Annotated in this window: 29 protein-coding genes; 11 read left to right on the forward strand and 18 right to left on the reverse strand. The window is 67.4% G+C overall.

Annotation, left to right across the window (positions count from 1 at the left end; genetic code table 11):
• Positions 1-3: 3 nt before the first annotated feature.
• The gene (locus tag SROT_RS13205) at positions 4-921 is read left to right on the forward strand and encodes a cytochrome c oxidase assembly protein (RefSeq protein WP_013139521.1); all 918 of its coding nucleotides are present in this window, start codon (positions 4-6) and stop codon (positions 919-921) included.
• Here SROT_RS13205 and SROT_RS13210 read toward each other — a convergent pair.
• From SROT_RS13210 to leuA, 5 genes are all read right to left on the reverse strand, one after another.
• Positions 918-1,820: a universal stress protein gene (locus tag SROT_RS13210; protein ID WP_013139522.1), complete on the reverse strand. Its 903-nt coding sequence runs from the start codon at positions 1,818-1,820 to the stop codon at positions 918-920. The genes SROT_RS13205 and SROT_RS13210 overlap by 4 nt on opposite strands.
• Before the next feature lie 223 nt (positions 1,821-2,043).
• Positions 2,044-2,790 carry a type 1 glutamine amidotransferase gene (locus tag SROT_RS13215; RefSeq protein WP_013139523.1) on the reverse strand — a complete coding sequence of 249 codons (747 nt, stop codon included), beginning with the start codon at positions 2,788-2,790 and terminating at the stop codon, positions 2,044-2,046.
• Between the two features lie 87 nt (positions 2,791-2,877).
• Positions 2,878-4,161, reverse strand: coding sequence for a Mur ligase family protein (locus tag SROT_RS13220; RefSeq protein WP_013139524.1), 1,284 nt, complete (start codon positions 4,159-4,161; stop codon positions 2,878-2,880).
• A 119-nt stretch (positions 4,162-4,280) separates the two neighbouring features.
• Positions 4,281-4,694: a PLD nuclease N-terminal domain-containing protein gene (locus SROT_RS13225; protein ID WP_013139525.1), complete on the reverse strand. Its 414-nt coding sequence runs from the start codon at positions 4,692-4,694 to the stop codon at positions 4,281-4,283.
• Between the two features lie 142 nt (positions 4,695-4,836).
• Positions 4,837-6,645 (reverse strand): 2-isopropylmalate synthase, encoded by a 1,809-nt coding sequence (gene leuA, locus SROT_RS13230; RefSeq protein ID WP_013139526.1) that lies wholly within the window; start codon positions 6,643-6,645, stop codon positions 4,837-4,839.
• A gap of 350 nt (positions 6,646-6,995) precedes the next feature.
• Here leuA and SROT_RS13235 point away from each other — a divergent pair, with 350 nt between their 5' ends.
• From SROT_RS13235 to SROT_RS13245, 3 genes are all read left to right on the forward strand, one after another.
• The gene (locus SROT_RS13235; protein ID WP_013139527.1) at positions 6,996-8,027 is read left to right on the forward strand and encodes an alpha/beta hydrolase; all 1,032 of its coding nucleotides are present in this window, start codon (positions 6,996-6,998) and stop codon (positions 8,025-8,027) included.
• Complete coding sequence (locus SROT_RS13240) at positions 8,020-9,015, forward strand: alpha/beta hydrolase (protein ID WP_013139528.1); 996 nt, start codon at positions 8,020-8,022, stop codon at positions 9,013-9,015. The genes SROT_RS13235 and SROT_RS13240 overlap by 8 nt, the downstream gene beginning before the upstream one ends.
• Positions 9,016-9,129: 114 nt before the next feature.
• Complete coding sequence (locus tag SROT_RS13245) at positions 9,130-9,279, forward strand: hypothetical protein (protein WP_013139529.1); 150 nt, start codon at positions 9,130-9,132, stop codon at positions 9,277-9,279.
• A 9-nt stretch (positions 9,280-9,288) separates the two neighbouring features.
• Here the strand turns inward: SROT_RS13245 and SROT_RS13250 are convergent, their stop codons facing one another.
• The 6 genes from SROT_RS13250 to ribD are packed head-to-tail and all read right to left on the reverse strand — an operon-like array spanning position 9,289 to position 13,756.
• Positions 9,289-9,891, reverse strand: coding sequence for a nitroreductase family protein (locus SROT_RS13250; RefSeq protein ID WP_013139530.1), 603 nt, complete (start codon positions 9,889-9,891; stop codon positions 9,289-9,291).
• A gap of 22 nt (positions 9,892-9,913) precedes the next feature.
• Entirely contained in the window at positions 9,914-10,372 is a 459-nt protein-coding gene (locus SROT_RS13255) for a PH domain-containing protein (protein ID WP_013139531.1), read from the reverse strand.
• The gene (gene ribH / locus SROT_RS13260; RefSeq protein ID WP_013139532.1) at positions 10,369-10,848 is read right to left on the reverse strand and encodes a 6,7-dimethyl-8-ribityllumazine synthase; all 480 of its coding nucleotides are present in this window, start codon (positions 10,846-10,848) and stop codon (positions 10,369-10,371) included. The genes SROT_RS13255 and ribH overlap by 4 nt, the downstream gene beginning before the upstream one ends.
• Positions 10,845-12,089, reverse strand: a complete 1,245-nt coding sequence (locus tag SROT_RS13265) for a bifunctional 3,4-dihydroxy-2-butanone-4-phosphate synthase/GTP cyclohydrolase II (RefSeq protein WP_013139533.1) — start codon at positions 12,087-12,089, stop codon at positions 10,845-10,847. Before SROT_RS13265 ends, ribH begins: the two co-directional genes overlap by 4 nt.
• A complete protein-coding gene (locus SROT_RS13270) occupies positions 12,086-12,721 on the reverse strand; it encodes a riboflavin synthase (protein WP_013139534.1) in 636 nt (211 codons plus the stop codon). The genes SROT_RS13265 and SROT_RS13270 overlap by 4 nt, the downstream gene beginning before the upstream one ends.
• 3 nt (positions 12,722-12,724) lie before the next feature.
• Complete coding sequence (gene ribD / locus SROT_RS13275; protein WP_013139535.1) at positions 12,725-13,756, reverse strand: bifunctional diaminohydroxyphosphoribosylaminopyrimidine deaminase/5-amino-6-(5-phosphoribosylamino)uracil reductase RibD; 1,032 nt, start codon at positions 13,754-13,756, stop codon at positions 12,725-12,727.
• An 89-nt stretch (positions 13,757-13,845) separates the two neighbouring features.
• Between ribD and SROT_RS13280 the strand changes: the two genes are divergently transcribed.
• A complete protein-coding gene (locus SROT_RS13280; RefSeq protein ID WP_013139536.1) occupies positions 13,846-14,208 on the forward strand; it encodes a DUF952 domain-containing protein in 363 nt (120 codons plus the stop codon).
• A 22-nt stretch (positions 14,209-14,230) separates the two neighbouring features.
• On the opposite strand, the gene rpe is transcribed toward SROT_RS13280, so the two are convergent.
• Positions 14,231-14,881 carry a ribulose-phosphate 3-epimerase gene (rpe, locus tag SROT_RS13285; RefSeq protein ID WP_013139537.1) on the reverse strand — a complete coding sequence of 217 codons (651 nt, stop codon included), beginning with the start codon at positions 14,879-14,881 and terminating at the stop codon, positions 14,231-14,233.
• A gap of 93 nt (positions 14,882-14,974) precedes the next feature.
• Between rpe and SROT_RS13290 the strand changes: the two genes are divergently transcribed.
• The 3 genes from SROT_RS13290 to SROT_RS13300 all read left to right on the forward strand — a co-directional run bounded on the left by SROT_RS13290 (position 14,975) and on the right by SROT_RS13300 (position 17,566).
• Positions 14,975-15,466, forward strand: a complete 492-nt coding sequence (locus SROT_RS13290; protein ID WP_013139538.1) for a hypothetical protein — start codon at positions 14,975-14,977, stop codon at positions 15,464-15,466.
• Between the two features lie 64 nt (positions 15,467-15,530).
• Complete coding sequence (locus SROT_RS13295; protein WP_013139539.1) at positions 15,531-15,983, forward strand: hypothetical protein; 453 nt, start codon at positions 15,531-15,533, stop codon at positions 15,981-15,983.
• Between the two features lie 113 nt (positions 15,984-16,096).
• Positions 16,097-17,566 carry a cytochrome P450 gene (locus tag SROT_RS13300; RefSeq protein WP_013139540.1) on the forward strand — a complete coding sequence of 490 codons (1,470 nt, stop codon included), beginning with the start codon at positions 16,097-16,099 and terminating at the stop codon, positions 17,564-17,566.
• Between the two features lie 2 nt (positions 17,567-17,568).
• Here the strand turns inward: SROT_RS13300 and SROT_RS13305 are convergent, their stop codons facing one another.
• Positions 17,569-18,219: a rhomboid family intramembrane serine protease gene (locus SROT_RS13305; RefSeq protein WP_041407351.1), complete on the reverse strand. Its 651-nt coding sequence runs from the start codon at positions 18,217-18,219 to the stop codon at positions 17,569-17,571.
• 147 nt (positions 18,220-18,366) lie between these two features.
• Here SROT_RS13305 and SROT_RS13310 point away from each other — a divergent pair, with 147 nt between their 5' ends.
• The 3 genes from SROT_RS13310 (at position 18,367) to SROT_RS13320 (ending at position 20,055) form a co-directional block, all read left to right on the forward strand.
• The gene (locus SROT_RS13310) at positions 18,367-18,906 is read left to right on the forward strand and encodes a hypothetical protein (RefSeq protein WP_148223447.1); all 540 of its coding nucleotides are present in this window, start codon (positions 18,367-18,369) and stop codon (positions 18,904-18,906) included.
• Between the two features lie 87 nt (positions 18,907-18,993).
• The gene (locus SROT_RS13315) at positions 18,994-19,521 is read left to right on the forward strand and encodes a hypothetical protein (RefSeq protein WP_013139543.1); all 528 of its coding nucleotides are present in this window, start codon (positions 18,994-18,996) and stop codon (positions 19,519-19,521) included.
• Between the two features lie 75 nt (positions 19,522-19,596).
• A complete protein-coding gene (locus tag SROT_RS13320) occupies positions 19,597-20,055 on the forward strand; it encodes a hypothetical protein (RefSeq protein ID WP_148223448.1) in 459 nt (152 codons plus the stop codon).
• A 4-nt stretch (positions 20,056-20,059) separates the two neighbouring features.
• Here the strand turns inward: SROT_RS13320 and SROT_RS13325 are convergent, their stop codons facing one another.
• The 5 genes from SROT_RS13325 to rpsB are packed head-to-tail and all read right to left on the reverse strand — an operon-like array spanning position 20,060 to position 24,096.
• A complete protein-coding gene (locus SROT_RS13325; protein ID WP_013139545.1) occupies positions 20,060-20,947 on the reverse strand; it encodes a phosphatidate cytidylyltransferase in 888 nt (295 codons plus the stop codon).
• Between the two features lie 37 nt (positions 20,948-20,984).
• Positions 20,985-21,542 carry a ribosome recycling factor gene (gene frr, locus SROT_RS13330; protein WP_013139546.1) on the reverse strand — a complete coding sequence of 186 codons (558 nt, stop codon included), beginning with the start codon at positions 21,540-21,542 and terminating at the stop codon, positions 20,985-20,987.
• A gap of 54 nt (positions 21,543-21,596) precedes the next feature.
• Complete coding sequence (gene pyrH / locus SROT_RS13335; RefSeq protein ID WP_013139547.1) at positions 21,597-22,346, reverse strand: UMP kinase; 750 nt, start codon at positions 22,344-22,346, stop codon at positions 21,597-21,599.
• Positions 22,347-22,353: 7 nt separating this feature from the next.
• Positions 22,354-23,178 (reverse strand): translation elongation factor Ts, encoded by an 825-nt coding sequence (gene tsf / locus SROT_RS13340; protein ID WP_013139548.1) that lies wholly within the window; start codon positions 23,176-23,178, stop codon positions 22,354-22,356.
• A 54-nt stretch (positions 23,179-23,232) separates the two neighbouring features.
• Positions 23,233-24,096, reverse strand: a complete 864-nt coding sequence (gene rpsB, locus SROT_RS13345) for a 30S ribosomal protein S2 (RefSeq protein ID WP_013139549.1) — start codon at positions 24,094-24,096, stop codon at positions 23,233-23,235.
• Positions 24,097-24,184: the final 88 nt, after the last annotated feature.

Raw genomic sequence — 24,184 nt, forward strand, 5'->3', positions numbered from 1 at the left:
GTGATGCTCCCCGCGCGGATCGTCACCGCACCGCTCACCTCGGCGACGGCGCTCTCGTCATGGCTGTTGGACGCGCCGACGCTGATCGTCGTCGCCGCCCTGGGCTTGGGCTACTGGCGCTGCGCTCGGGGCAGCGCCGTCCCGCCTGCGCGGCGCATGAGTTTCTTCGCCGGACTTGCGCTGTGGGCGCTGACCGCGGTCAGTTTCCTCGGTGTCGACGCGGACACGCTCTTCTGGGTCCGGGCCTTGCAGTTTGTGCTGCTCCTGCTCGTCGTGCCCTTCCTGCTCGCTCTGGCAATGCCGTTCACCGCATTGCGCTCGGCGCTCGGCGAGGCCGGCCAAGCCCGGTTCGACCAGGCGCTCGCCTCTGGGGCGGCGCGGCTGCTCACCCATCCCCTGTGCGCCGCAGCCTCGATCCTCGCCCTTCCGTGGCTGGTCTACACCACCGCCTGGTATCCCGCGTTGCTCGAGCACGCCGCCGTGGACCAGGCGACCCGGCTGCTCGTCGTCGCGACCGGCTTCGGCTACTTTGACAGCAGACTGCAAAACGATCCGACGCCGAAGAAATATCCGCAGCTCATCACATTGCTGCTCACAGCGGCCGAAGTCATCGGGGATGGCGTTCTCGGACTGGTGCTCTGGCTCGGCCCCGTCCTCGCTCCAGCCCATTACGCCGCGCGCGCATGGGGCCCCTCGATGCGGTTGGACCAAGTGGTCGGGGCCGGGATCATCTGGATCCTCGGCGACGTGGTCGGCGTGCCGTTCCTGTTCGCGGTGCTGCAGTCGTTGCGTGGCGAGGAGCGCCAGGTCGAAAAGCAGACCGACACCGACCTCGACAGCCTCGAAACGACCGAGCCGCGCGCCGCTTCTGGCCTGTGGTGGGAGAACGACCCGCAGTTGCGGGATAGGTTCCGGCGTTAGGAGACCTTTCGGTCTTCCCGCGCGATCAACAGCGGGCAGGGCGAGTGGTACACCATGGCTTGGCTTGTGGAGCCGAGGAAGGTGGACGCGAGCTCGCCCCGGCCTCTGGTCCCCACGACCACGAGCTGCGCGCCTTTGGCCAGTTCGAGCAGCCAGCGCTTGGGGCGCGCGAACGAGAAGACCTTGCGCACTTTCACTGCTGGGTACCGCTCCTGCCAGAAGCCGATCTTCTCGGCGAGCATCTGCTCCTCGCCCTCCCCTGCCCTGTCCCAATCCATCGGCAACGCACACGCGGAGGCGCCCGCGGACACGGCCAGATGCTCGGTGCGCGCGTGCGCGGCGAGCACATCGGCCCCGCGCCACGCGGCCTCGTCGAAGGCCAATTTGACGGCGAGGTCGCTGGCCGCGGAGCCGTCCACGCCGACGAGCACCGGGCCGGGAACGGACGAGTCCGGCTCCTCGCCCCGTATCACAGCGACCGGGCAACGCGCCCGGTGCAGCACGCCCACCGCGTTCGATCCGACCAGCGCGCCCCGCAGCGCGCCTTTCCCGCTGGACCCCAGCACAACCATCCGCGCGCCGCAGGAGACCTGCGCGAGCCCGGCGACTGGGCTCAAGTTTTCCAGTCGCAGTTCAACAGGCAGGTCTGGGTACCGCTCTCGGACCTTGTCGCGAGCTTGTCGCAAAAGCCGCTCGCCGTCGGCCTGCACGCTCCACACCAGAGACCCGTCCAGGTCCACGCCAGCGCTGGAGCTGGAGGCGGGGAAATCGACCGAATGCATGACCAGCAGTGGCAGTTGGAGCCGTGAAGCCTCGTCCGCCGCCCACATCAGGGCGCGGTTCGCCGACCATGAACCATCGACGCCGACGACGATGGGGGTTGCCAAGGTGTCGTTCATGGTTTCCACACTCCTTTGTGCCGATTTGGAAATCGCAGAACTGTGATCGCAGGCAATACGCGAGTTATATGATGTGCGTCACTTTTTCAGTGTAACGGGCTGGCTCCTGGCCCACAAGGACCCGCTGAGACGAAGCAGGAACGAAACCGGGGCGCAAAGAGCCGCAGCCGGCCATCAGCGGCGCGCGCGACGTCACCGCGCTCCGGTTTCGCGCGCAACAAGCTCACCCCCGCCTGGGGGCGGCGAATCTCTCTTCTCGCAAAAGCCGGACGCTGGGCAAGTCCAGCGGCGCGAGCTCTTGCATCGGGACGCCCAGCGCGCGGGCCAAGAGCAGGTCCGCGAGCTGAGGGTTTCGCGCGAGCACTGGGCCGTGCAGGTAGGTCGAGACGACTGATCCTTGGACTGCGCCCTCGACCGGCTCGCCCGCGGCGTTGCCGTCGCCCGCCTTGACCGCGCCCAGAGGCTGGCACGCGGGGCCGAGCGAGCTCGCGCCGCCGTGGTTCTCAAATCCAGTGATCGGTTCGGACAGGCCTGCAAGGCGAGGTTCGAGCACCACTTCACCGATGCTGCGCGCCCCGGACCGCCCGCGCGTGGTGACGTCGAGCAGCCCGACTCCAGCGATCTTCGTGCCCTCCGCCAGCTCGTACCATTCGCCCAGGACCTGGAGCGCCGCGCAGATGGCCAGCACCGGCGCCCCTTTGGCGGCGGCGCGTTGCAGCCCTTGGTGCGCGAGCAAATGCTCGGTGGCGAGGCGCTGGGCGGCGTCTTCCGCCCCGCCGATCGTGTAAATGTCCAGGCTGTCCGGCACCGGATCGTCCAGGGTGATGGTCACGACCTCGGCGGGGATGCCGCGCAACGTCGCCCGTTGCTCCAGCACTGTCGCGTTGCCGCTATCGCCATATGTGCCCATCACGTCGGGCAGGACCAACCCGATGCGCAAGACTTCCTGACGGGGTTCGGCGGGGCTCATCGAGAAGCACCGCTCCTGGCGCGGGGCAATCCGCCGCCCCGGCCAATGCCGCTCAGACGCGTTCGGCGAGGGTCGCCGCCCGGATGCTCACACATGCGCGAGCATCCGTGCGTCCGCTTCGCCCGACCATTTCTCGTAATAACGCTTCAACTCCATAAAGGCCGTGTAGTTGGCGACCACATCCACCCGTCCGACCGGGGACGAGGTGAGCGCGTCGAACGGATTGCGGCAGAACTCATGCGCCACCCCGGCGTAGTCGAGCCGCACCGAGAGGTCGGCGGCCCGCTCGCCCGAGGCCACGACTTTCTTGCCGCGCAGCTTCTCGAACGGGACGTCCCACAACCAGGACAAGTCGCCGCCGTCGGCGACCCTGCCGTTCACCGCGATGACCACCGAGTCGGCTTCGACCATGCTCAGCGCCTCTTGCCAACCGGCGGGATTCTTGGCGAGCAGCGTGCGCACCGCCCGTCCGGCGACGTCGTGCACTCCATAGCGGCCGCCGACTTCTTTGAGCTCGGAGATCTCACGCAAGGCACGCGCCGGGTCCGCGCCCAACGCCACAGCCGCCGCCACCGCTTGGGCGGCATTGCCCCGGTTCACCGCGCCGGGCAATTGCAGGCGCATCGGCAATCGCAGGCCCGAGGGGCCGCGCAGATCGTCGCCGCGCAACAACCACTGGGGTTCTGGCTTTGCGAACGTCCCGGTCGAGCAGGCCCACTTTTCCCCGGTCCTGGCGATCCGAGTCCCTGTCCGAGGGCAGCTCACCGAGTCGCCTTGCCAGGTGCCGCCCGCAGCGACCCACACCACGTTCGGAGCGTCGTAGGCGACCGAGGTCACCAGCACGTCGTCGCAGTTCGCGATCACGACCGTCTCGGGAAGGCCGGCCAGTCCGACGCGCAGGCTCCGCTCGACTTTGCCGATCTCCCCCACCCGGTCGAGCTGGTCGCGGCTCAGGTTCAACAGCACCACCACGGCAGGTTGGACGGCTTTGGCGACTGCGGCGAGATGCAGCTCGTCGACTTCGAGCACCGCGTAGGGGGCTTTTCGGCCAGCCGCGAGGGCCGCGATCAACCCGGCGTCCATGTTGGAGCCTTGGGAGTTCGTGGACACCTCGCCGAGTTCGGCGAGCGCGGAAACAATCATCCGGGTCGTGGTGGACTTGCCATTCGTGCCGGTCACCAGCACTGTGCGCTTGCCGGCCGCGAGCTGGGAGAGGATCGAAGGAGCGATGCGGCCGGTGATGCGGCCGCCGATCACGGAGCCCTCGCCGCGTCCAGCCGTGCGCGAAGCCCACGCGGCAGCCGCGCCGAGGGCGAGAGCGGCACGGCCCCGGACGGTGAGACCTTTGCAAAGCTGCTGACCGCCAGTCACAGCCGTGACTTTACCAGCATTCCGCCGGTCCTTCGGTCAGTTGCGCGCGATCGCCGAGCATGCCTTGTGCAACAGGGCCAGGAGCCTGCTTGTTCCCGGCTCCGACGTTCACGCGCCGCTCACGGCCTTGTGCTCGAGCCGTCGTCGTCGGGCTGCGGCGAGTCGGGCTCGCCCGGCTTCGACGCGGCCCGCTGCTGTTCGGCCCGCTGCGCCCGCAGAATCTCTTTGCCGATCCGCCGCTGCTGCTCGGCGCGCTCTCGGCATCGGCGCAGGAACTCCTCTTCCTCAGCGGGGTCGCTGGGCGCGAATCTGCCGGGCCGCTCGTCTTCGGCGCAGTGGGTGGCGCGGGGCCGCAGCGGGGGGCGGCCGATGGCGAGCCAGAGAACCGAGCCGACCAGCGGCATGAGGACGATGAGGAAGATCCAAAGCAGCTTCGGCAGGTGGCGCACCTGCGAGTCGTCTCGCGTGATGGCGTCCGCAAGACAGAAAATCAGCAGCCCCAACAGAAGGAGGCTGAACAACCCGTACGGCATAACACCCCTCGCTTGGCGATTGTCAAGAAATCCTTTGTGGAGAAAAATTCTAGCCGCGCCGCTGCGGGCTCCCACAGCAGCGCCCCCAAGGATCGGGGCGGCCACAATCAGAGACACTGGGCCGAGGCCCCGCCGGGCGCTTTCAGCGCACAGCGCGGTTCACGGCGCTCACCACCGCCCGCAGCGAGGCCGTGGTGATCGAAGTGGCGACTCCGACCCCCCACACCGTCGTGCCGTCCACCCGGCACTCGACGTACGCGACGGCCTGCGCGTCCGTGCCCGAAGTCAGCGCGTGCTCGGAGTAATCCAGCACTGCCACTTCGACGCCGAGCCCGGCCAACGCGCTCGCGAAGGCGTCGAGCGGCCCATTGCCCTCACCCTTGATTTCCCGTTCGACGTCGTGGAATTTCACCACCGCGGTGACCTGGTCGACGCCGTCGTCGGTGGCGGCGGCGCGAATGTCCTGGCTGATGCGCTCGAGCGGACTGCGGAATTGGAAGTACTCCTCCACGAACAGGTCCCACAGCTCCTTGGAGGTCAGCTCGCCGCCTTCCGAGTCGGCGACGGACTGCACGGCCCGGGAGAATTCGATCTGCAACCGCCTCGGCAGCGCCATGCCGTGGTCGTGCTTGAGGATGTACGCCACGCCGCCCTTGCCGGATTGGGAGTTCACCCGGATCACCGCTTCGTAGTTGCGCCCGACGTCCTTGGGGTCGATCGGCAGGTAGGGCACCTCCCACAGGGCGTCCGAGATCGCGATCCCCTGCGCCTGCGCGGCGGCGGCCAGCGCGTCCATGCCTTTGTTGATCGCGTCTTGGTGACTGCCCGAGAACGCGGTGTACACCAGGTCGCCGCCATAGGGATGGCGCTCAGAGACAGGCATCTGGTTGCAGTACTCCACCGTGCGGCGGATCGCGTCGATGTCCGAGAAGTCGATCTGCGGGTCCACGCCCTGCGTGAGCAGGTTCAGCCCCAAAGTCACCAAGCACACGTTGCCGGTGCGTTCGCCGTTGCCGAAAAGGCAGCCCTCGACGCGGTCGGCCCCGGCGAGGTAGCCCAGCTCGGCCGCCGCCACGCCCTCGCCCCGGTCGTTGTGCGGATGCAGGGACAGGATGATCGAGTCGCGCCGCGCGAGATTGCGGTGCATCCACTCGATGGAGTCCGCGTAGACGTTCGGGGTGGCCATCTCCACGGTCGCGGGGAGATTCAGGATGATCGGCCGCTCGGGGGTCGGGTCGACCACGTCGACGACCGCCTCGCAGATCTCCTTCGCGAAGGACAGCTCCGTGCCGGTGTACGACTCGGGCGAGTATTGGAAGCGCCAGTCCGTGTCGGGGTATTTCGCCGACTCCTCGATCACCAGCCGCGCCGCGTCGGTGGCGATCTTGACGATCGCGGCCTTGTCGGCGTTGAACACAACCCTGCGCTGCAGGATGGAAGTCGAGTTGTAGAAGTGCACGATCACGCTCTTCGCGCCGGCGCACGCCTGGAAAGTGCGGGGGATCAGGTCTGCCCGGCACTGGACGAGCACCTGGATCGTCACATCGTCGGGGACCGCCCCGTCCTCGACGAGCTCGCGCACAAAGGTGTAGTCGGTTTGGCTCGCAGCGGGGAAACCGACCTCGATCTCCTTGTACCCCATGGCGACGAGCAGGTCGAACATCCTGCGCTTGCGGGCGGGGCTCATCGGGTCGACCAGAGCCTGGTTCCCGTCGCGCAGGTCCACCGCGCACCACAGCGGCGCGCGCTCGAAACTCTTGTCCGGCCACGTGCGGTCGGGCAGACTGACCCGCTCGACCTCGTTCGCGAAGCTGCGGTACCGGTGGACGGGCATGCCCGACCCGCGCTGCGGGTTGAAGGCGGGCTGTCCGGGCGCGGGCGGCCCGTCCGGGGCGGCCGAAGGCCGAGCGGGACGAGGAGCGCCTGTTGTCGCAGCAGGGGTGGTCGTCATAGCGGGTTCTCCAAAAACAGTCGGGAAGCGTCAAATTGTCTGAACGTGATCGGTGATTCGATCATTCGCGGAAAAGTTCAACGACCAGCGCGGCATCCCCGTGCCAGGCAGCTGGTCAGCTAGAACCCGGCACGGCGGGGAAGGAGAAGCGTGCGCAACATCTCCCGAACTATATCGGACCCCGCGCGACGGCCACCATCCGGCCCGGCGTCGCCGCGGCCGAACAACCCCCAGGGCACGCCTGCCACGCACCACCGAATAACATGGATATCGACAGAGAACACGCATACCGGATGATGACGAGGCGCCGCCCGGAACGGCGGAGCGGCCGAGCCCGAAAGGCTTCACACGTGAGCAGCGAGCCCTTTGCGAACGAACGATTTGGCCTGCCGAGCTGGCAGGCGAAAGCCGAGAACATGATCGCGCGCCTTGTGGTGAAACCGGTCATCTGGGCTGCGGCTTTCATCGCCGAAGCCCTGCACGAGTGGGCTCCGGCCCCGTTCGAAAAAATTTCCCCGTACCCGCTCTGGCGACGGGGCCTGGACGTGCTGCTGCGGGCGGCGGTCCCCATCCCCGGCTCCGTCTCGTGCAGCCGGGTGAAGATCCGAGGCGTCACCGCCGAGCATTACACGCCACACGGCGCGGCGGCGGCCACCGTGCTCTACTTCCACGGCGGCGGTTTCGTCATCGGCAGCCCGTCCTCGCACCGCCTGCTGGCCACGGCGCTGGTCCGCGAGTCCGGCGCGGCCGTGCTCTCGCTCGACTACCGCATGCCGCCGCAGATCCCCTTCACCCAGATCGTCGACGACGGCCTTGCCGTGTACCGGCAGCTTTTGGCGGACGGCGCGGATCCGAAGAGCATTGTCTTCGCGGGCGACTCCGCAGGCGGCTACCTCACTGTCGCCACCGCGCAAGCGGTGAACGCGGCGGGGCTGCCGTCGCCCGCGGGCCTCGTCGCGCTCGCGCCGGCGCTGGACCTGCGCACAGGGCTCGCGCCCACGGAGTGGCCCTCCACAGAACACCTGATCCCCCGGTTGTGGATATACAACATCGTCAGCCGCATCGTCGCCCCCTTGGGACCCGCCGCGCTGACCAGCCCCACCGACCGCGACCTCGCCGGGCTGCCGCCGACGCTCGTCCAAGTGAGCGCCGACGAAGTGCTCTATCCGCACGCAGTCCGTCTGGCCGAAGCCCTCGCCGACGCAGGCGTCCCGGTGAAACTCCAGGTCTGGGATGGTGTGATGCACGTCTTCCAGCTCGCAGGAAGCTTGGTCCCAGAATCGCGGCAGGCGCTCGCCAACATCGCCGAGTTCATCTGGTCGGCGACCGGCGCCCCGCCCGTGGAAAAGTCTGCACAGGCGAAAACCCACAGCCATGCGTGACACCGGCTCCAGCGTCGAACGCTTCAGCCCGCCGAGCACATCCGCGCAGCGGATCAACTTCGTGCTGCGATACGCGGTGCGGCCCTTGCTGGCACAACTCTTGTCGGGCTTGGCCTTGCTTGAGGAATGGGCCCCCGTCGGGCATCGGGCGCAGCTGTGGCATAGCGGCGCCCGCCGCGTCCTGCAGCTCGCCTCTGCGTGGATCCCCTCACCCCGAGGCGTCGCACGGAGCGCGCTCACCATCCGGGGCGTGCCCGTGGAGCAGAGCGTCCCGACGCGGCCGAGCGGCACGACCGTGCTGTACCTGCACGGCGGCGCGTTCGTGATCTGCGGCCCGAGCACGCATCGGCGGCTCGTCGGACAGCTCGCGCAGGACTGCGGGGCGACAGTCCTGGCTCCCGACTACCGGATGCTGCCGCAGATCCCCTTCACCGAGATCCTGGACGATTGCGTCAACGTGTACCGCCAAATGCTCGACGACGGCTTCGATCCGAAGAAGGTCGTCATCGCGGGCGACTCCGCGGGCGGCTATCTCACGCTCGCCACCGCTCAGGCGCTGCGCGACGCAGGACTGCCCTTGCCCGCGGGCCTGGTCGCCATCGCCCCGTGGCTCGACTTGCGCCGGTCGCTGCGCGGGGAAGACCGCTCGAGCGAAGTGCTCATCCCGTGGCGCCAAGCGCAACTGGTCGTGCAGAAGCTGATCGCCCCGCTTGGTCCGCTCGCGCTGGCGAATCCGGCGGACGGGGACCTCGCCGGACTGCCGCCGACGCTCGTCCAAGTGAGCGCGGCAGAGCTTTTGTTCCGGGACTCGACCTATCTCGCCGACCGTCTGGCCGAGGCGGGGGTGCGGACCCGGCTTGAGATCTGGCACGGCCAAATACATGTTTTCCAGGCTCTGCCGGACCTGAACCCCGACGCCCGTCGGGCCATCGGCAACATCGCCGGTTTCATCCGGCAGGTGACGGCGCAGACGCAGCCCTCGGCCTGAAAAATCCCTCTCGCGTTCCTGGAAGAAGGATCTTGGTCTGCGATATCAGCAGATATATACATATGCTAATATATGCATTGTCAGTATAAAGAACCCCAAGGGAAGGATGCGAGTATGACTGCTCCGCACGATATCCACACTGAGCACGACCACGAGCACGGCCCGGACTGCGGCCATGAGGCCGTCCAGCACGGCGACCACGTCGACTACCTGCACGACGGCCATCGGCACGCCAAGCACGGCGACCACTACGACGAGCACTAAACCGAAAAACTACAAAGGACAACCCCATTGCCCGGCGAACGCCACCTCCGAAAGGGGGCGGCGTTCGCGCGGGGCATTTTCTTTTGCGACAAGACCAGGGTCCGCCCCGGCGGACTCTGTGGCTGCCACCCCGACGGCGACCACCACGAGCGGCTCGAACTCGACCGGAATCCCGAACGCAGTTCGAGCCGCTTCTTTGTCGAATCCCGCCATCGGATGCGCCACCAACCCATCTGCGACAGCCTGGAGCACGAGCTGCCCGAGCGCCAAGCCAAGGTCCACGGGGGCGTACGCCACTTCGTCCGGCGCGCCAGTCGCAGCCGAGGCAAGCAGCACCAACGCCCCTGCCGCTGGAGCCCACGACTGATTTCCTCTGCTCAAGATCGCCTGCAGCTTCCCGAACGTCTCATCCGCGCCTTCTGCGTCGCGTAATCCGACGAGAAAACGCACTGGCTGGCGCCTGCCCCACGTGGGGGCCCACCGAGCAGCTTCGAGCAAGACGTTCACCTGCTCGCGAGACACATGCCCGGCGGGGTCGAGCAGGCGCGCGGAGCGCCGTGCCGCGATGATCGGATGCAATGGCGGCGCTGCCGGTGGCGAATCTTCGGCCATATGACGAGTGTAGTGCGCGGGACTAACGCGGCGCCGATCCGGCGTGCTCGTCCACCGCGGCGCGCAGCGAGCGAATGGAGTCAAGGGCGCGTTGCCCGTCCATCGCCGAAAGAGCCATCATCGGCACGTACTCGTCGTCCGGGACGTCGACCCGTGCCCACGACGACGTCTCCGGGAACGAGATGGCGAGCACGTGGTCCCACGGCACGAGCGTCTCGGCGAAAAGGTTGCGGACCCCGAGCCCGGCGTCGAGCACGCGGACTCTCGGCCGGATGAACAGCAGGGCGAGCCCTGCGAAAATCAACCCGAGCACCACCAGAGCCACTTGGTCCGAGATTCGGAAGTACACGCCGGTCTCGGAGATCCGCAGGAGCACGCCGACAGCCACATGCACCACGAGCAGCGCCACGGCGGCAACCCAGGCCAGCAAGCGCATCTTCCTTGGCCGAATGACCAGGCGGGGGCGTTCGGCTCCGCTCATGAGGATCGGATCGTGCGCAACTCGAGCGCCGCGTTGACAGCCGCCGCCGCCGCCTCGCCGCCCTTGTCCTCGGCGGAGCCTGGCAGTCCGGCGCGGTTCAGCGCTTGCTCGCGGGTCTCCGTGGTGAGGACCCCGTGCGTGATCGGCGTGCGGGAATCGAGGCTGGCCCGCAACAACCCCTGCGCGACCGTCTGCCACACGTAGTCGAAATGCGCGGTCTCGCCGCGCACCACGACGCCGAGGGCGACCACGGCGTCGTTGTCCTCCGCGAGCGCTTGCGCGAGGACCGGCAGCTCCAACGCCCCTGGGGCGCGGACGACTTCGGTTTTGACCCCGGCCCGCTCGGCGACCCGCAACGCGCCCGCAAGCAGCGCGTCCACGATGTCCAAGTGCCAGTTCGCAGCGACAATCCCCAGGGAAAGCCCGGTCGCGTCAGCGGCCAACGCCAATCCAGGGGCGTGCTCGCCAGCGCTCACGCGAGTTCCTCCCCGAACACAGACTCCTCCAAACCTTCCAGCTCATGGCCCATCCGGTCGCGTTTGGTCTGCAAATAGCGAAGATTCTCCGCATTCGCCCGCATGGGCATGGGCACCCGGTCGTGGATGGTGAGCCCATAACCGTCCAAGCCGACCCGTTTGGCGGGGTTGTTCGTGAGCAGCCGCATCGACCGAATCCCCAAATCAACGAGGATCTGCGCGCCCACGCCGTAGTCCCGGGAGTCGGCGGGCAGCCCGAGCTGCAGGTTCGCGTCCACCGTGTCCGCGCCCCCGTCTTGCAGCTCGTACGCGCGGAGTTTGTGGAGCAGCCCGATGCCCCGGCCCTCATGCCCGCGCATATAGAGCACGACGCCCCTGCCTTCTGCGGCGATGATCTCCATGGCCGCGTCCAGCTGCGGGCCGCAGTCGCAGCGCAGGCTGCCGAACACGTCGCCGGTCAAGCATTCCGAGTGCACGCGCACCAACACGTCCTCGCCGTCCCCGATGTCGCCGAAGACCATGGCCACATGCTCCGCGTCCTCGTACGCGCAGGAGTACCCGATCGACTGGAACACGCCGTGGCGGGTCGGCAGCCGCGCCTGCGCCTCGCGGCGCACATGCTTCTCGTAGCGCCTGCGGTAGCGGATGAGGTCCGCGATCGAGACGCGGGCGAGGTTGTGCTCCTCGGCGAAGACTCGCAGCTCGTCGCCTTTGGCCATATGCTCTTCGTCTTTGGTGCTCACGATCTCGCAGATGACGCCGACAGGGCGCAGCCCGGCGAGGCGGGCCAAGTCCACGGCCGCCTCGGTGTGCCCCGGCCTGCGCATCACGCCGCCCGGTTTCGCGCGCAGCGGCACCATGTGCCCTGGCCGGGTGAGATCGGCGGACTTCGTCCGGGGGTCGGCGAGCAGTCGGATGGTGTGGGCTCGGTCCTTGGCGGAGATGCCGGTCCCCACGCCGTCCTTCGCGTCCACGGTCACCGTGTAGGCCGTGCCTCGGCGGTCCTGGTTCACCGTGTACATCGGCGGGAGGTCGAGCCGGTCGCAGTCCTCTTCCTCCATCGGCACGCACAGGTAGCCGGAGGTGTGCCGGATCATGAACGCCACCAGCTCGGAGGTCGCCTTCTCCGCGGCGAACGTGAGGTCGCCCTCGTTCTCCCGCTCCTCGTCGTCCACCACCACGACGGCCTTGCCGTCGGCGATGTCTTTGATCGCTCGCTCGATGGAGTCGAAACCGCTCATCGGCCCACCCCCAGGGTCAGTCTCTCGACGTATTTCGCGATCACATCAACCTCCAAGTTCACCACGTCGCCCGTGGCGTGACGGCCAAGCGTCGTGGCCCGGATGGTCTCCGGGATGAGCGACACCTCAAACCACGTTATGCCTTCGTTGTCGGCGGACCCGTCCTGCTCCGGGCCGCCGATGGCGCTCACGGTGAGAGAAACCCCGTCCACAGTGATCGAACCCTTGTGGGCGACATATTTGCGCAGCTCCTCGGGCAGGCTGATCCGCACCACATCCCACTGTTCGCCCTTGGTGTGGCTGAGCACCCGGCCGGTGCCGTCGACGTGGCCCTGCACCAGGTGCCCGCCGAGCCTGTCGCCGAGGGCGAGCGCCCGCTCCAAATGCACGAGGGAGCCCGGCGCGAGCGCGCCGACACTGGTGTGGCGCAACGTCTCGCCCATCGCGTCCACCACGAACATTCCCGGCTCCGGCTGTTCGACCACGGTGAGGCACACGCCGTTCACCGCGATCGAGTCGCCATGGCCCAGGCCGTCGACCACGACCCGGGCTCGAATGGCGAGCTGCGCGGCGTCGCCGCTCGGATTGAGCCAGGCCACCTCGCCGAGCTCTTCAACGAGGCCAGTAAACATCTCTCAAGGATACCCTTGTCCCGGGGCGAGCTGGACCAGGACGTCGCGACCCACTTGCCGCACTTCCTCGACCGTGAATCTCAGCGCGTCCGCAAGAGTCGCGATCCCCAAGTCTCCCAGCGCCGCAGGGCCCGCCCCGAGCAGCACCGGGGCGATATGGGCCTGCACGAGGTCCACCAGCCCTGCTCGCAGGAACGCCGCCGCGAGGGTCGGGCCCCCTTCGAGCAACACATGCACCGCGTCGCCGAGCATCGCGAGCGCTTCGGCCGGGTCGCGGGTTTTGGCGAGGACCGTCGGCGCCGAGCCGTCCAGCACCCTGGCCCCTCGGGGAAGCTCGGTCATGCCGACCACGACACGGGTCGGCTGACGCGGGGCGAGCGAGCCGTCCGGCAGACGCGCGGTGAGCCAAGGATCGTCGGCGAGCGCGGTGCCGGTGCCGACGATGATCGCGTCGAGCTCCGCTCGGACCGCATGAACAGATTTTCGGATTTGCGGCCCGGTGATCCACTGGCTGGACCCGTCTCGCGCGGCCGACCTGCCGTCCAACGTCGCGGCGAACTTCCACGTCACATGCGGGCGGCCGGTGCGCTGCGCGTGCAGCCACTCGCGCAACGGGCCTGTGCGCGCTTCGTGCGCCAACACCCCGACGCGAACCCCGACGCCCGCCGCTTCGAGCGTCTTCGCGCCGCCCCCCGAACGCTGGTTCGGGTCCGGGACCGCGCACACGACCGCCGCCACCCCCGCGTCGACGAGCGCGCGGGCGCACGGCCCGGTGCGGCCCACATGGTTGCACGGCTCCAACGTGACGTACGCCGTCGCTCCCCGAGCCCGCTCCCCCGCCTGGGCGAGCGCGACGACCTCGGCGTGCTCCTGCCCTGGAGGCCTGGTCGCCCCCCGCCCGACGATCTGCCCGTCCGGGCTCACCAGAACGGCGCCGACCGGCGGGTTGGGGCTGGTGCGCCCGCGCGCCAGCCGGGAAACAGCGATGGCCTCGCGCATGAATGCCTCGTCCACGGGGAGGTCACGAACGGGCATGGGCACAGCATAGGGTCTTTTCCGCTCTGGTTGGCGCGCCGGTCGCCGCGCCGCGCGCGGCGGAGCCCGAGCGGTGGCATGCTCGAACCATGGCCGCACACCACTGCGAACTGCTCGCCCACATCTGCGGCGAAGCAGAATGGCTCGCCGCCCAAGCCAGCAGCGCCCACACGCCGCCCTCGCTCGAAGAAGTCGGCTTCATCCATCTTTCGGCGCCGCGCCAAGTCCACGTCCCGGCGAATCTTCTCTATGCCGGACGGGACGACTTGGTCCTGCTGCTCGTGGAACCTGGCCGAATCGAAGCCCCGATCCGATGGGAACAGGGCGTGCCGCCAGCGGCCGACGGCAGCCTCTTCCCGCATCTCTACGGGCCGTTGCCCTGCGCGGCGGTGCGGGGCGCGCGCCCCTACCGGCCCGGGCCGGACGGCGCGTTCGCGCCGCTCGAGCTGTGATCGGCATGCCGATGAGTCCGGCTCATGGGGTGAGCCTGGCCAGCTCGCGCAACGACTCGACCGCTTTTTCCGGGTCCTCGGCCCCGTAGACGGCAGAGCCGGCGACGAAGCAGTCCACCCCGGCCTCGGCCGCGGCCTGGATGGTCTGACGGTTGATCCCGCCGTCGATCTCGATGAGCACGGTGAGCTCGCCCTTGTCCTTGAGCGCGCGCAGACGGCGCACCTTGTCGAGCACGTCGGGGAGGAATTTTTGGCCGCCGAAGCCCGGCTCCACGCTCATGATGAGCACTGTGTCAAAACCGCTCAGCACGTCGAGGTAGGGGTCGAGCGCGGTGCCCGGTTTGATCGCGAGCCCCGCGCCAGCGCCTGCCGCGCGGATGTCTTTGGCGACAGCGAGCGGGTTGTCGGCGGCTTCCGCGTGGAAAGTGACGTTCTTCGCGCCGATCTCCGCGTACTGGGGAGCCCAACGGGCCGGGTCTTCGATCATGAGGTGGCAGTCCAGCGGGATGTCGGTGGCTTTTTTGATGCTCGCGACCACTGGGGCGCCCAGGGTGAGGTTCGGGACGAAATGGTTGTCCATCACGTCGACGTGCAACCAGTCCGCGCCGCGCACGGCGGCCACGTCGCGGGCGAGGTTCGCGAAATCGGCGGACAAGATGGACGGGGCGATCATCGGCTCTCTCTGCTGCGGCACCCGGCCAGTCTATAAACCGGCGCGATAATGCAGAATAGGAACGTCCCGCCCTCGCGTCTGAGAAGGATCTTGATGACACGCTTTGCCCTGGCCGCGGCGCTTGCCCCGGCCTTGTTCCCCCTCGTGGCCCCAGGAGCCGCGCACGCCGACCCGGAGCCGAACCCGGATTGCGTTGTTTTGCGCCAAGCCGCGGGCGGCTACTCCAAGATGGCCGACCATTTCTCCACCTTGCGCAAGGTGTCCGAGCGGCCAGCGAGCACACCGGACCAGCACGCCGACACCCTGCGCCAGCTGGCGCAGCAATCCCGCACGATGGGCGAGATGCTGCGCGATCTTTCCGCGCAGTTGACAAGCCAAGACCTCAAGACCCTGTACTGGGACGACGCGGAGTCCTTCGACGACTACGCCGACGCGCTCATCCGCAGCATCAATTCGGGCAACAGCTCCGAGCTCGATTCCGTGTACCGGCGCAACGTGCGGGCCGTCAACGCGGCGAATGACGCGTTCCACGCGGCATGCGGCCGACAGCGCCCCGCCGCACACAGGACGACGGCAGTTCGATAAAGAAAAGGGCTCCCTCGCTCGCCGTTCCTTTACGCGGGCCCGCGGCGCCCGTAGGCTGCCCGGCATGCATATTTCACGATTTTTCGTCCTCGCGTTGCCGCTGCTCGCCGTCTGCGTGCCCGTTGCGGCGGCCGCTCCGGAGGGTGACGACTGCGCCGTGTTCAAGGGCGCGGACGCCGATTTGACCACGCTGACGGGGGCGGTGCGGACCGTCAGCGACCTCGCCTCCGACGACGCGTCCGCAGAGGACAAGCGCGCGGCCGCGGAGACGACCGGGGAGACCCTGATCAAAGCGGGCGACCTCATCGCGAATGTGGCCGCGAGCGTGTCGGACTCGGGTTATCGCACCACCGCGTCCGACTACTCCGCCGCGATCAAGGAGCTCGGCACGCTCATCAGGTCCGTGGACGGCGACCCCGACGAGGCCACCACCCACAAAGCCCAAGAGCTCGCCAAACGCGTGGACAGCTTGTCCGGGGACTACGACAAGGCCCACACCGCCGCCTGCGCGGGCTGACACGCCTGAAGCGGCGCTCGGCCTGCTCGACAGCGCAGTCACCGCCGACACACGGGAAAGAGCAGTGTTAGCATAGTGATGCACACCATATTTTCTGCGCTGAGGAGGCAAAGATGCCGCTCAAATTCCCCGCGTCGCTCCGTCCGCGGATCAGCACCCTGCCAGGCCTTGGCGCAGTGGAGCGCCGACTGCTCGAGAAGTCCCGCCCGCCGAACGTCGTCCTCGCCGAGCCGCCGCCCGGCAGCGGGCTCAAGCCCGTGCTCGGCGACAACGGCCTGCCGCTGCTGGGCCACTCGATCGAATTCATGCGCGGCGGCTCAGCGTATATTGAGCATGTCTATCGGACCCGGGGCCCGGTGAGCTTCCAGACCAACTTCGGCATCACCATGGTCACCGCCCTCGGCCCGGACGCGACACAGGCGGTGTTCACGAACCGGGAGAAGGAATTCTCCCAACAAGGCTGGACGCCCATCATCGGGCCGTTCTTCCACCGCGGGCTCATGCTGCTCGACCACCCCGAACATCTCGCGCACCGCCACATCATGCAAGAGGCGTTCACCCGGAGCGCGTTGTCCGGCTATGTCGAGCACATCGACGAGGTGGCCACGGAAGTGGTGCGCGGCTGGCCCCGCAACGACCCCGCGTTCCAATTCCACGCCGCCGCCAAAGACCTCACCCTCGACATCGCGGCCGTGGTGTTCATGGGCGCGCAGCACGGCACGATCGACCACGCCGAGCTCTCGCGGGTGAACACCGCGTTCATCGACACCACGCGCGCGGGCGGGGCTTTCATCCGCCGCAAAGTGCCGGGCATGCCGTGGCTGAAGTGGAACAAAGGCCTCGCCGGGCGCACGCTCCTCGAGCGATTCTTCGCCGAACGGATCCAGGGCCGGCGGGGCTCGGAAGGCAAAGACATGCTCACCGTGCTGTGCAACGCCGTCACCAAAGAGGGCCAGTGCTTCACCGACGACGACATCGTCAGCCACATGATCTTCCTCATGATGGCCGCGCACGACACCTCGACCTCGACGTGCACCACCATGGCCTACTACCTCGCCGCGCATCCGGAATGGCAAGAACGGGCGCGGGACGAGTCCGCGCGCCTCGGCGACGGCCCCCTCGACATCGACGCCCTCGACAAGCTCGAAAGCCTCGACCTCATCATGAACGAATCGCTGCGCCTGGTCACCCCGCTCCCCTTCAACTTCCGCAGCACCGTTCGGGACATCGACCTCATGGGGCACCATGTGCCCGCCAATTCGATCATCATCACCCAGCCGGGAATGAACCACCGGCTGGCCGAGCTGTGGACCGAACCGGACACATTCGACCCGGAGCGTTTCGCCGAGCCGCGCAACGAGCACAAGCGGCACCGGTACGCGTTCTCGCCGTTCGGCGGCGGCGCGCACAAGTGCATCGGCATGGTCTTCGGGCAGTTGGAGATCAAAGCGATCATGCACCGGATCTTGCGGGAGTACCGGATCGAGCTGGCAAGCCCCGACTACCAACCTCGATGGGACCACGGCGGGATGCCCGTCCCGATCGACGGCATGCCGCTGGTGCTTCGGCCGCTGCGCGACTGAGGTCAGACCCGTGGCGGCACACCGCGCCCGTCCGGCCGGCCCCGCTTCGACAACATGAACGCCGCGAGCGCGCCAGCAAGAGCGCCGCAGAGGTGCCCCTGCCAGGACACGCCGGGCTGCCCCGGCAGCGCGCCCCACAGCACGGCTCCATAGAAAAAGAACACCACCAGGCCGAGCACGATCTGCCCCAGCCTGCGGCCGATCGGGGCCGACCCGAAGAAGCCCTGCAGAATCAGGAAGGCGATCCAGCCGAAAATGACGCCGGACGCGCCGATATGGTCCGTGGGCCAACGCGAACCGAGGCCGCCGATCAGCCAGGTCCCGAAGCCGCCGATTGCCCAAATCATGGCAGTCGCGGCGAGGAAGCGGCCAAGCCCCGCGAAAACACCGACCAGCCCGAGCACCAGGATCGCCCCCGCGTTCGCGTTCAAGTGCTGCCATCCGGCGTGCAAGAACGGGGCGAAGAGAATCCCCCACAACCCGTCCGCCTGCAACGGGCGGATGCCGTGCCGGTCGAGCCGGTGCTGGTCGAGTTGGTCGACGAACTCCACGGCGTAGAGCACCGCGAGGTAGCCGAAAACCAAGACCACCCCGAGCTGCCACTGCTCGAAACGTGACGGACGAGCGGGAACATCGGGCTGGCTCATGCTCATCGGTCCAGCCTGACAAGCGCGCCTCGCGATGTCAACGGACCTGGTTGCGCCCGTCATGATCGGCACGCATACTGAGGCGCGTCAAAAGTTTTTCGCAGCGCCGCGCGCGTGAGCATGCCGCGCACAACGAGGGAGACGCCCATGCCCATGCGCGCCACGTCCGTCCGGCCCCGTCGAAACCTGCGGGCGCGACGAGCAGCATCCCCCCGCACGCAGCAGCCGCCTCGCCCAAGGATTGCGTCGGGCTGGCTCGCCGTCGCGCTCGGCGCAGCCCCCATATTCGCCGCCGCGCCCATCGCGCGCGCGGACGACCCGCACGACTGCGAGCTGTTCAAGAACAACTCTGGCGAAGTCCTCGACAACACGGAAACAGCTGTGGACCATATGCAGCAGGCTTCGCGCGACCAAGGCCGGGAGGCGGCGCAGGACGCGGCGAGCGCCATCGTGTACTTCCGGCAGGCGGGCGACGCGGCGAAACTGCTCGCGACGAGCCTGCACGCCGCCTCGGCCAGGGCGGCTGCCACGAAGCTCGACGGGTCCCTGCACGCGCAGGCGGACGCGTTCGAAGGCACGATCAAAGGACAGGGAAGCCAGGCCTCGCAGGACAAACTCAAGGCCGCGACCAGCGATTTGAAGGTCGCGATCCACGACTACCAGCAGGCAGTGCGCAGCGCGTGCGGGAGCTGACACGCACACCCTGTGCGCCGCCGCGCCCCCATGGCCCTATGATGGACATATAGTTTGCTCTAGCGAATTTTTTGTGGAAGGTAACTGATGCTGTCTCTTCGTCTCGCCGGATCCCTCGTCGCCACGCTCGCCTGCGGGTTCGGCCCGTTCCTCGTCGCGCCTGACGCCCTCGCCGCCCCCGCGGGGCGCAACAACGACCACGACTGCGACGCGTTCGAGGCCAACGACGACGCGATCCAAGGCGACTTGGACACCATCGACAACGTCGTGGCCGGTTATTACACCTATTGGGTCGGCAACAGCTACTTCGGCAACGAGCAGTACCCCGACTTCGACCCGGACGACATGAACACGATCCTGGCCACGACGAGCAGCCTTTCCGCCCGCGCGGACAATCTGAAAAAGGGCATGCAGACCAACGGGGCCAAACTCGCCCTTGAGCGCCTGGCGAACGACTCCCGCATGGTCCACGACACGGCGCTGAAAGTGCAGAGCGGCGAATACCGCGACCGCCAGCTCGGTTTCGCGAAAGACGTGCTCGGCCGCTCCGAGAACAACTACCACAACGCGCACTCTTTGGCGTGCAACGGCGACATCGTCGACCCGCAGCACTAGGGCGTGTCGCTTCCCTGAACCGCGTGCTGCATACTGGTCGCACAGATGCATTGGTTCGTGGAAAAGGGAAGCTTCATGTCTGTTCGTTCTGTCCTCGCGACTGCCCTCGCCATCGCTCCGCTCGCTCTTCCCGCGCCCGCGCAGGCGGACGGCAACGACTGCGACACGTTCCAAAGTTCCATCGCCATCCTCAAGGACGAGCTCAACGCCATGCAGGATGTCGCGCAGGAACTTCAAGACACTGCGGAGGGCGGGGACACGTCCCGCGTCGTGTCCGAGACAAAAAGGTTGAACCCCTTCCTCCAAGAGATCGCCAGCAATGCCGGGAAAGACGCGAACCGATTCGAGGACTCCACGTACCGCAGATCTGCTTTGAACATACGGGAACACGCGTTGCGCACGCTCAACGCGGATCAGCGCCTCCTGCAGTCCCCCAGCGACAGCACCTTCGCGACATGGCGCGACGCGTATGTGGCTTTGATAGACAACGTCAACATCTACGCCGATCTCAGCAGTGAGCCCTGCGGCCTCTGACTGCTCAGCTGAGCACGTCGAGCACGATCCACGCCGCTGCCGCTGAGGGCAGCAAGGAGTCGAGGCGGTCCATGATGCCGCCGTGGCCGGGCAGGAGCGTCCCCATGTCTTTGATGCCGAGATCGCGCTTGACCTGAGACTCGACCAGATCGCCGCCGGTCGCGGTGAGCACCATCAGCGCGCCCAGCGCGACGCCCACCCAGTACGGCTGGCCGAGCAACTGCCGCACGACGAGGATCGAGCCGACTTGGCTGAGCAGAACGGCCCCGGCAAAGCCCTCCCAGGACTTCGCGGGGCTGATCGCCGGCGCCATCGGGTGACGGCCGAAGAACACACCGGTCGCGTAACCGCCCACATCCGAACAGGCCACCACGACGAACAAGCACGCGAGCTGCTTCCAGCCGTCCGCGCCGCTCTGCACGAGCAAGACGGAAAACGACGCGAAGAAAGGCACCCAGGTCACGACAAAGAGCGTGTGGGTCACTTCGGCGACGTATTGGTCCGGCTTGCCGCTGAGCCCTTTGCGCAGCAAACACCAGACCATGCAGACCACGACCGTGGCCGCGTAGGCGGCGAGCATCCCGTGGGCGCCCTTGAAAAAGCTCGCCCAAATGATGCTCTGACCGCCGATGATCGCTGGCGCGTACAACGTCGCCACACCGTGCTCGTTGAACCGTTTTGCCACTTCAATCGTGGCGATGACCATCGCAACGGCGATCACGGCGACCCACAGCTTGGGAGCCAGCGCGAGCACGGCGACGATCATCGCGCCGAGGGAGACGCCGACAATGATCGCGGCGGCGAGGTCTCGCCCCGCCTTGGGCTTCTTCTTGGATTCGCCGGATCTGTCTGTTCGACCCTTCTCCGGCGGCCCCCCGGCTTCTGCCGTCATAGCGCGCATCACTCCTGGCCTCACGACGACAGCTCGATCACACCTCGAGCAGCTCGGCTTCTTTCTTCTTCACAAGTTCGTCAATGACGCCGACGAACCTCGCGGTCAGCTTATCGAGTTCTTTCTCGGCGCGGGCCACGTCGTCCTCGCCCGTCTGCCCCTCTTTCGAGAGCTTGCCGAGCTGTTCGTTCGCCTTGCGCCGCACGTTGCGCACCGTCACCCTGGCCTCTTCCGCCTTGCCTCGGGCCTGTTTGGCGAACTCTTTGCGCCGTTCCTCGGTGAGCGCTGGAATCGCCACCCGCACGACCTGGCCGTCGTTGCTCGGGTTCAGACCCAGGTCGCTCTTTTGGATCGCCTCCTCGATAGCGCGCAACTGTCCCGCCTCATAGGGCTTGATGACCACGAGGCGCGGGTCCGGGGTCTGCACGCTGGAAATCTGCGGGATCGGGGTCGGGGTGCCGTAGTAGTCCACTACCACCTTGGCGAAAAGCGAGGCTGTGGCGCGGCCTGTGCGGATGGCCGCGAAATCGTCCTTGGCCACTTCCACGGCCAATTCCATGCGCTCCTCGGCCTCGAAGAGAATCTCGTCAATCATTGTGTGTCCATTCTTCCCGAGCGAACCGCCGTCGCTTGCACCATCGCGTCCCAATTACCAACGAACGAGGGTGCCGATCCGCTCGCCCGACACCGCGCGGGCGATGTTGCCGGAAACGAGCAGATTGAACACCAGCATCGGCATCTTGTTGTCCCGGCACACTGCGAACGCTGCGGCGTCTGCCACTTTCAAGCCGCGCTCCAATGCCTCTTGGAACGTCAGCTCGTCGTATTTGACCGCGTCGGGGTTTTTCTTCGGATCGTCCGAATAGACGCCGTCAACCCCCTTCGCGAGCAGCACCACTTCGGCTCCGACTTCCAACGCGCGCTGCGCGGCGGTGGTGTCGGTGGAGAAATACGGCAAGCCCATGCCGGCGCCGAAGATGACCACACGGCCCTTCTCCAAGTGGCGCTTGGCCCGCAGCGGGATGTACGGTTCGGCGACCTGCCCCATCGTGATGGCTGTTTGCACGCGGGTGTCGATGCCCTTCTTCTGCAAGAAGTCCTGCAGGGCCAAGCAGTTCATGACCGTGCCGAGCATGCCCATGTAATCCGCGCGCGAGCGCTCCAAGCCGCGTTGCTGCAACTCGGCGCCTCGGAAGAAGTTGCCGCCGCCGATCACCACCGCGACCTGGACGCCCTGGGCGACCACATCGGCGATCTGCTCGGCGACCGCGTCCACAACGTCTGGGTCCACCCCGACGCTCCCGCCGCCGAACATCTCGCCGCCCAGTTTGAGCAGCACCCGGCCATACCCCTGACGAGGAGGCCGGTTGACGGATTCAGCGGTGGGAGCTTCAGTCATGGCGCGATCAGCTCTGGCCGACCTCGAACCGGACGAACCGGGTGACTTCGGCGCCAGCGGATTTGAGCTGGTTCGCGACTGTCTGCTTCGGATCGGCGACGCTCGCCTGCTCCAGCAGCACAGCTTCCTTGAAGAAAGCGCCCACTCGGCCTTCGACGATCTTCGCGATGGCCTGCTCGGGCTTGCCCTCGGACCGGGTGATCTCCTCGGCGACGCGGCGCTCTTGCTCGACGACGTCCTCGGGCACGTCCTCGCGGGAGAGGTACTTGGCCTTGAGCGCGGCGATCTGCTTCGCGGCCCAGTTCGCGGCCTCGGCGGCCTTGTCGCCGTCGCCGGTGTACTCCACGAGCACGCCGATCGCGGGCGGCAGGTCGGAGCTGCGCTGGTGCAAGTAGGTCGCGACTGTGCCGTCGAAGGACGCGACCCGGCCAAGGGCAAGTTTCTCGCCGATCTTCGCGGAAAGCTCGTCCACGGCCTCTTTCACCGTCTTGCCGTCGAGGTCGACAGCCTCGAGTTCGGCGGTGGACTGCGGCCGGGCAGTGGCGGCGGCCTTCACGATGCGCTCGGCGAGCGACTGGAAGTCACTGCCCTTGGCGACGAAGTCCGTCTCGCAGTTGAACTCGACGAGCACGCCGTCCGCGCTGGCCACCAAGCCCTCGGCGGTGGTCCGCTCCGCGCGCTTGCCGACGTCCTTGGCGCCTTTGACCCGGAGGATCTCCACCGCCTTGTCGAATTCGCCGTCGCTCTCGGCAAGAGCGTTCTTGCAGTCCATCATGCCCGAGCCGGTGAGGTCGCGCAGGCGTTTCACATCGGCGGCGGTGTAGTTCGCCATCCTCGTTCTCCCTTTAGGTCGTTGTTGTGCCAATACGTTTCACGAAGAAGCGCGTCAGGCCGTGGAGGCCGCGCCTTCCACGGACACGGCTTCCGCGGCGGCGGGCTCAGCGGCGGCAGGCTCCGCAGCCTCTGCGGCAGCGGGCTCTGCGGCCTCGCCGCCCTGGGCGAGCAGCTCCTGCTCCCACTCGGCAAGCGGCTCCGCCTCGCCGCCCTTGCCGCCGCGCTGGCTCGCGCGCTGCTGCAAACCGTCGGCCACCGCGGTGGCGACCACACGGGTGAGCAGCGCGGCGGAACGGATCGCGTCGTCGTTGGCCGGGATCGGGTAGTCGACCAAGTCGGGGTCGCAGTTCGTGTCGAGGATCGCGACCACCGGGATGCCGAGTTTGCGGGCCTCGCCGACGGCGATGTGCTCCTTGTTGGTGTCGACGACCCACAGCGCGGACGGCAGCTTGGCCATGTCGCGCAGGCCGCCAAGGCTGCGGTCGAGCTTGTTCATCTCACGGGTGAGGCCGAGGATCTCTTTCTTGGTGCGCCCGGAGAAGCCCCCGGTCTGCTCCATGGACTCGAGCTCTTTCAGGCGCTGCAGCCGCTTGTGGACGGTCTGGAAGTTCGTGAGCATGCCGCCGAGCCAGCGCTGGTTGACGTACGGCATGCCGACGCGGGCCGCCTCGGTCGCGATGGGCTCCTGGGCCTGCTTCTTGGTGCCGACGAAGAGGATCGTGCCGCCGTGCGCGACGGTCTCCTTGACGAACTCGTAGGCGCGGTCGATCGCGGTCAGCGTCTGCTGCAAGTCGATGATGTAAATGCCGTTGCGGTCGGTGAAGATGAAACGCTTCATCTTCGGGTTCCAACGGCGGGTCTGATGCCCGAAATGTGCGCCGCTGTCGAGCAGCTGCCGCATAGTCACCACAGCCATGGTGCATGCACCCCTTCATACAGTGAGGAACAACGTTCCTCTGGTCGGTTCTGCCTGGACCGGTCGGCCCAAAGCCCTGGCGCCAGTC

Origin of the sequence: Segniliparus rotundus DSM 44985, from assembly GCF_000092825.1 — a bacterium.
Classification (GTDB): Bacteria; Actinomycetota; Actinomycetes; order Mycobacteriales; family Mycobacteriaceae; genus Segniliparus; species Segniliparus rotundus.

Bases quoted from the DNA above. Each gene is read 5' to 3' on its own strand.
- SROT_RS13300 (WP_013139540.1), top strand. From the start codon at position 16,097: ATGCCGCTCAAATTCCCCGCGTCGCTCCGTCCGCGGATCAGCACCCTG.
- tsf (WP_013139548.1), bottom strand. From the start codon at position 23,178: ATGGCGAACTACACCGCCGCCGATGTGAAACGCCTGCGCGACCTCACC.
- SROT_RS13215 (WP_013139523.1), bottom strand. From the start codon at position 2,790: ATGAGCCCCGCCGAACCCCGTCAGGAAGTCTTGCGCATCGGGTTGGTC.
- SROT_RS13295 (WP_013139539.1), top strand. From the start codon at position 15,531: ATGCATATTTCACGATTTTTCGTCCTCGCGTTGCCGCTGCTCGCCGTC.
- ribD (WP_013139535.1), bottom strand. From the start codon at position 13,756: ATGCCCGTTCGTGACCTCCCCGTGGACGAGGCATTCATGCGCGAGGCC.
- SROT_RS13250 (WP_013139530.1), bottom strand. From the start codon at position 9,891: ATGGCCGAAGATTCGCCACCGGCAGCGCCGCCATTGCATCCGATCATC.
- rpe (WP_013139537.1), bottom strand. From the start codon at position 14,881: ATGATCGCCCCGTCCATCTTGTCCGCCGATTTCGCGAACCTCGCCCGC.
- SROT_RS13240 (WP_013139528.1), top strand. From the start codon at position 8,020: ATGCGTGACACCGGCTCCAGCGTCGAACGCTTCAGCCCGCCGAGCACA.
- SROT_RS13245 (WP_013139529.1), top strand. From the start codon at position 9,130: ATGACTGCTCCGCACGATATCCACACTGAGCACGACCACGAGCACGGC.
- SROT_RS13210 (WP_013139522.1), bottom strand. From the start codon at position 1,820: ATGAACGACACCTTGGCAACCCCCATCGTCGTCGGCGTCGATGGTTCA.
- SROT_RS13265 (WP_013139533.1), bottom strand. From the start codon at position 12,089: ATGAGCGGTTTCGACTCCATCGAGCGAGCGATCAAAGACATCGCCGAC.
- SROT_RS13255 (WP_013139531.1), bottom strand. From the start codon at position 10,372: ATGAGCGGAGCCGAACGCCCCCGCCTGGTCATTCGGCCAAGGAAGATG.
- SROT_RS13325 (WP_013139545.1), bottom strand. From the start codon at position 20,947: ATGACGGCAGAAGCCGGGGGGCCGCCGGAGAAGGGTCGAACAGACAGA.
- SROT_RS13290 (WP_013139538.1), top strand. From the start codon at position 14,975: ATGACACGCTTTGCCCTGGCCGCGGCGCTTGCCCCGGCCTTGTTCCCC.
- SROT_RS13205 (WP_013139521.1), top strand. From the start codon at position 4: ATGCTCCCCGCGCGGATCGTCACCGCACCGCTCACCTCGGCGACGGCG.
- SROT_RS13270 (WP_013139534.1), bottom strand. From the start codon at position 12,721: ATGTTTACTGGCCTCGTTGAAGAGCTCGGCGAGGTGGCCTGGCTCAAT.
- SROT_RS13305 (WP_041407351.1), bottom strand. From the start codon at position 18,219: ATGAGCATGAGCCAGCCCGATGTTCCCGCTCGTCCGTCACGTTTCGAG.
- frr (WP_013139546.1), bottom strand. From the start codon at position 21,542: ATGATTGACGAGATTCTCTTCGAGGCCGAGGAGCGCATGGAATTGGCC.
- SROT_RS13310 (WP_148223447.1), top strand. From the start codon at position 18,367: ATGCGCGCCACGTCCGTCCGGCCCCGTCGAAACCTGCGGGCGCGACGA.
- rpsB (WP_013139549.1), bottom strand. From the start codon at position 24,096: ATGGCTGTGGTGACTATGCGGCAGCTGCTCGACAGCGGCGCACATTTC.
- SROT_RS13225 (WP_013139525.1), bottom strand. From the start codon at position 4,694: ATGCCGTACGGGTTGTTCAGCCTCCTTCTGTTGGGGCTGCTGATTTTC.
- SROT_RS13280 (WP_013139536.1), top strand. From the start codon at position 13,846: ATGGCCGCACACCACTGCGAACTGCTCGCCCACATCTGCGGCGAAGCA.
- pyrH (WP_013139547.1), bottom strand. From the start codon at position 22,346: ATGACTGAAGCTCCCACCGCTGAATCCGTCAACCGGCCTCCTCGTCAG.
- SROT_RS13315 (WP_013139543.1), top strand. From the start codon at position 18,994: ATGCTGTCTCTTCGTCTCGCCGGATCCCTCGTCGCCACGCTCGCCTGC.
- leuA (WP_013139526.1), bottom strand. From the start codon at position 6,645: ATGACGACCACCCCTGCTGCGACAACAGGCGCTCCTCGTCCCGCTCGG.
- SROT_RS13320 (WP_148223448.1), top strand. From the start codon at position 19,597: ATGTCTGTTCGTTCTGTCCTCGCGACTGCCCTCGCCATCGCTCCGCTC.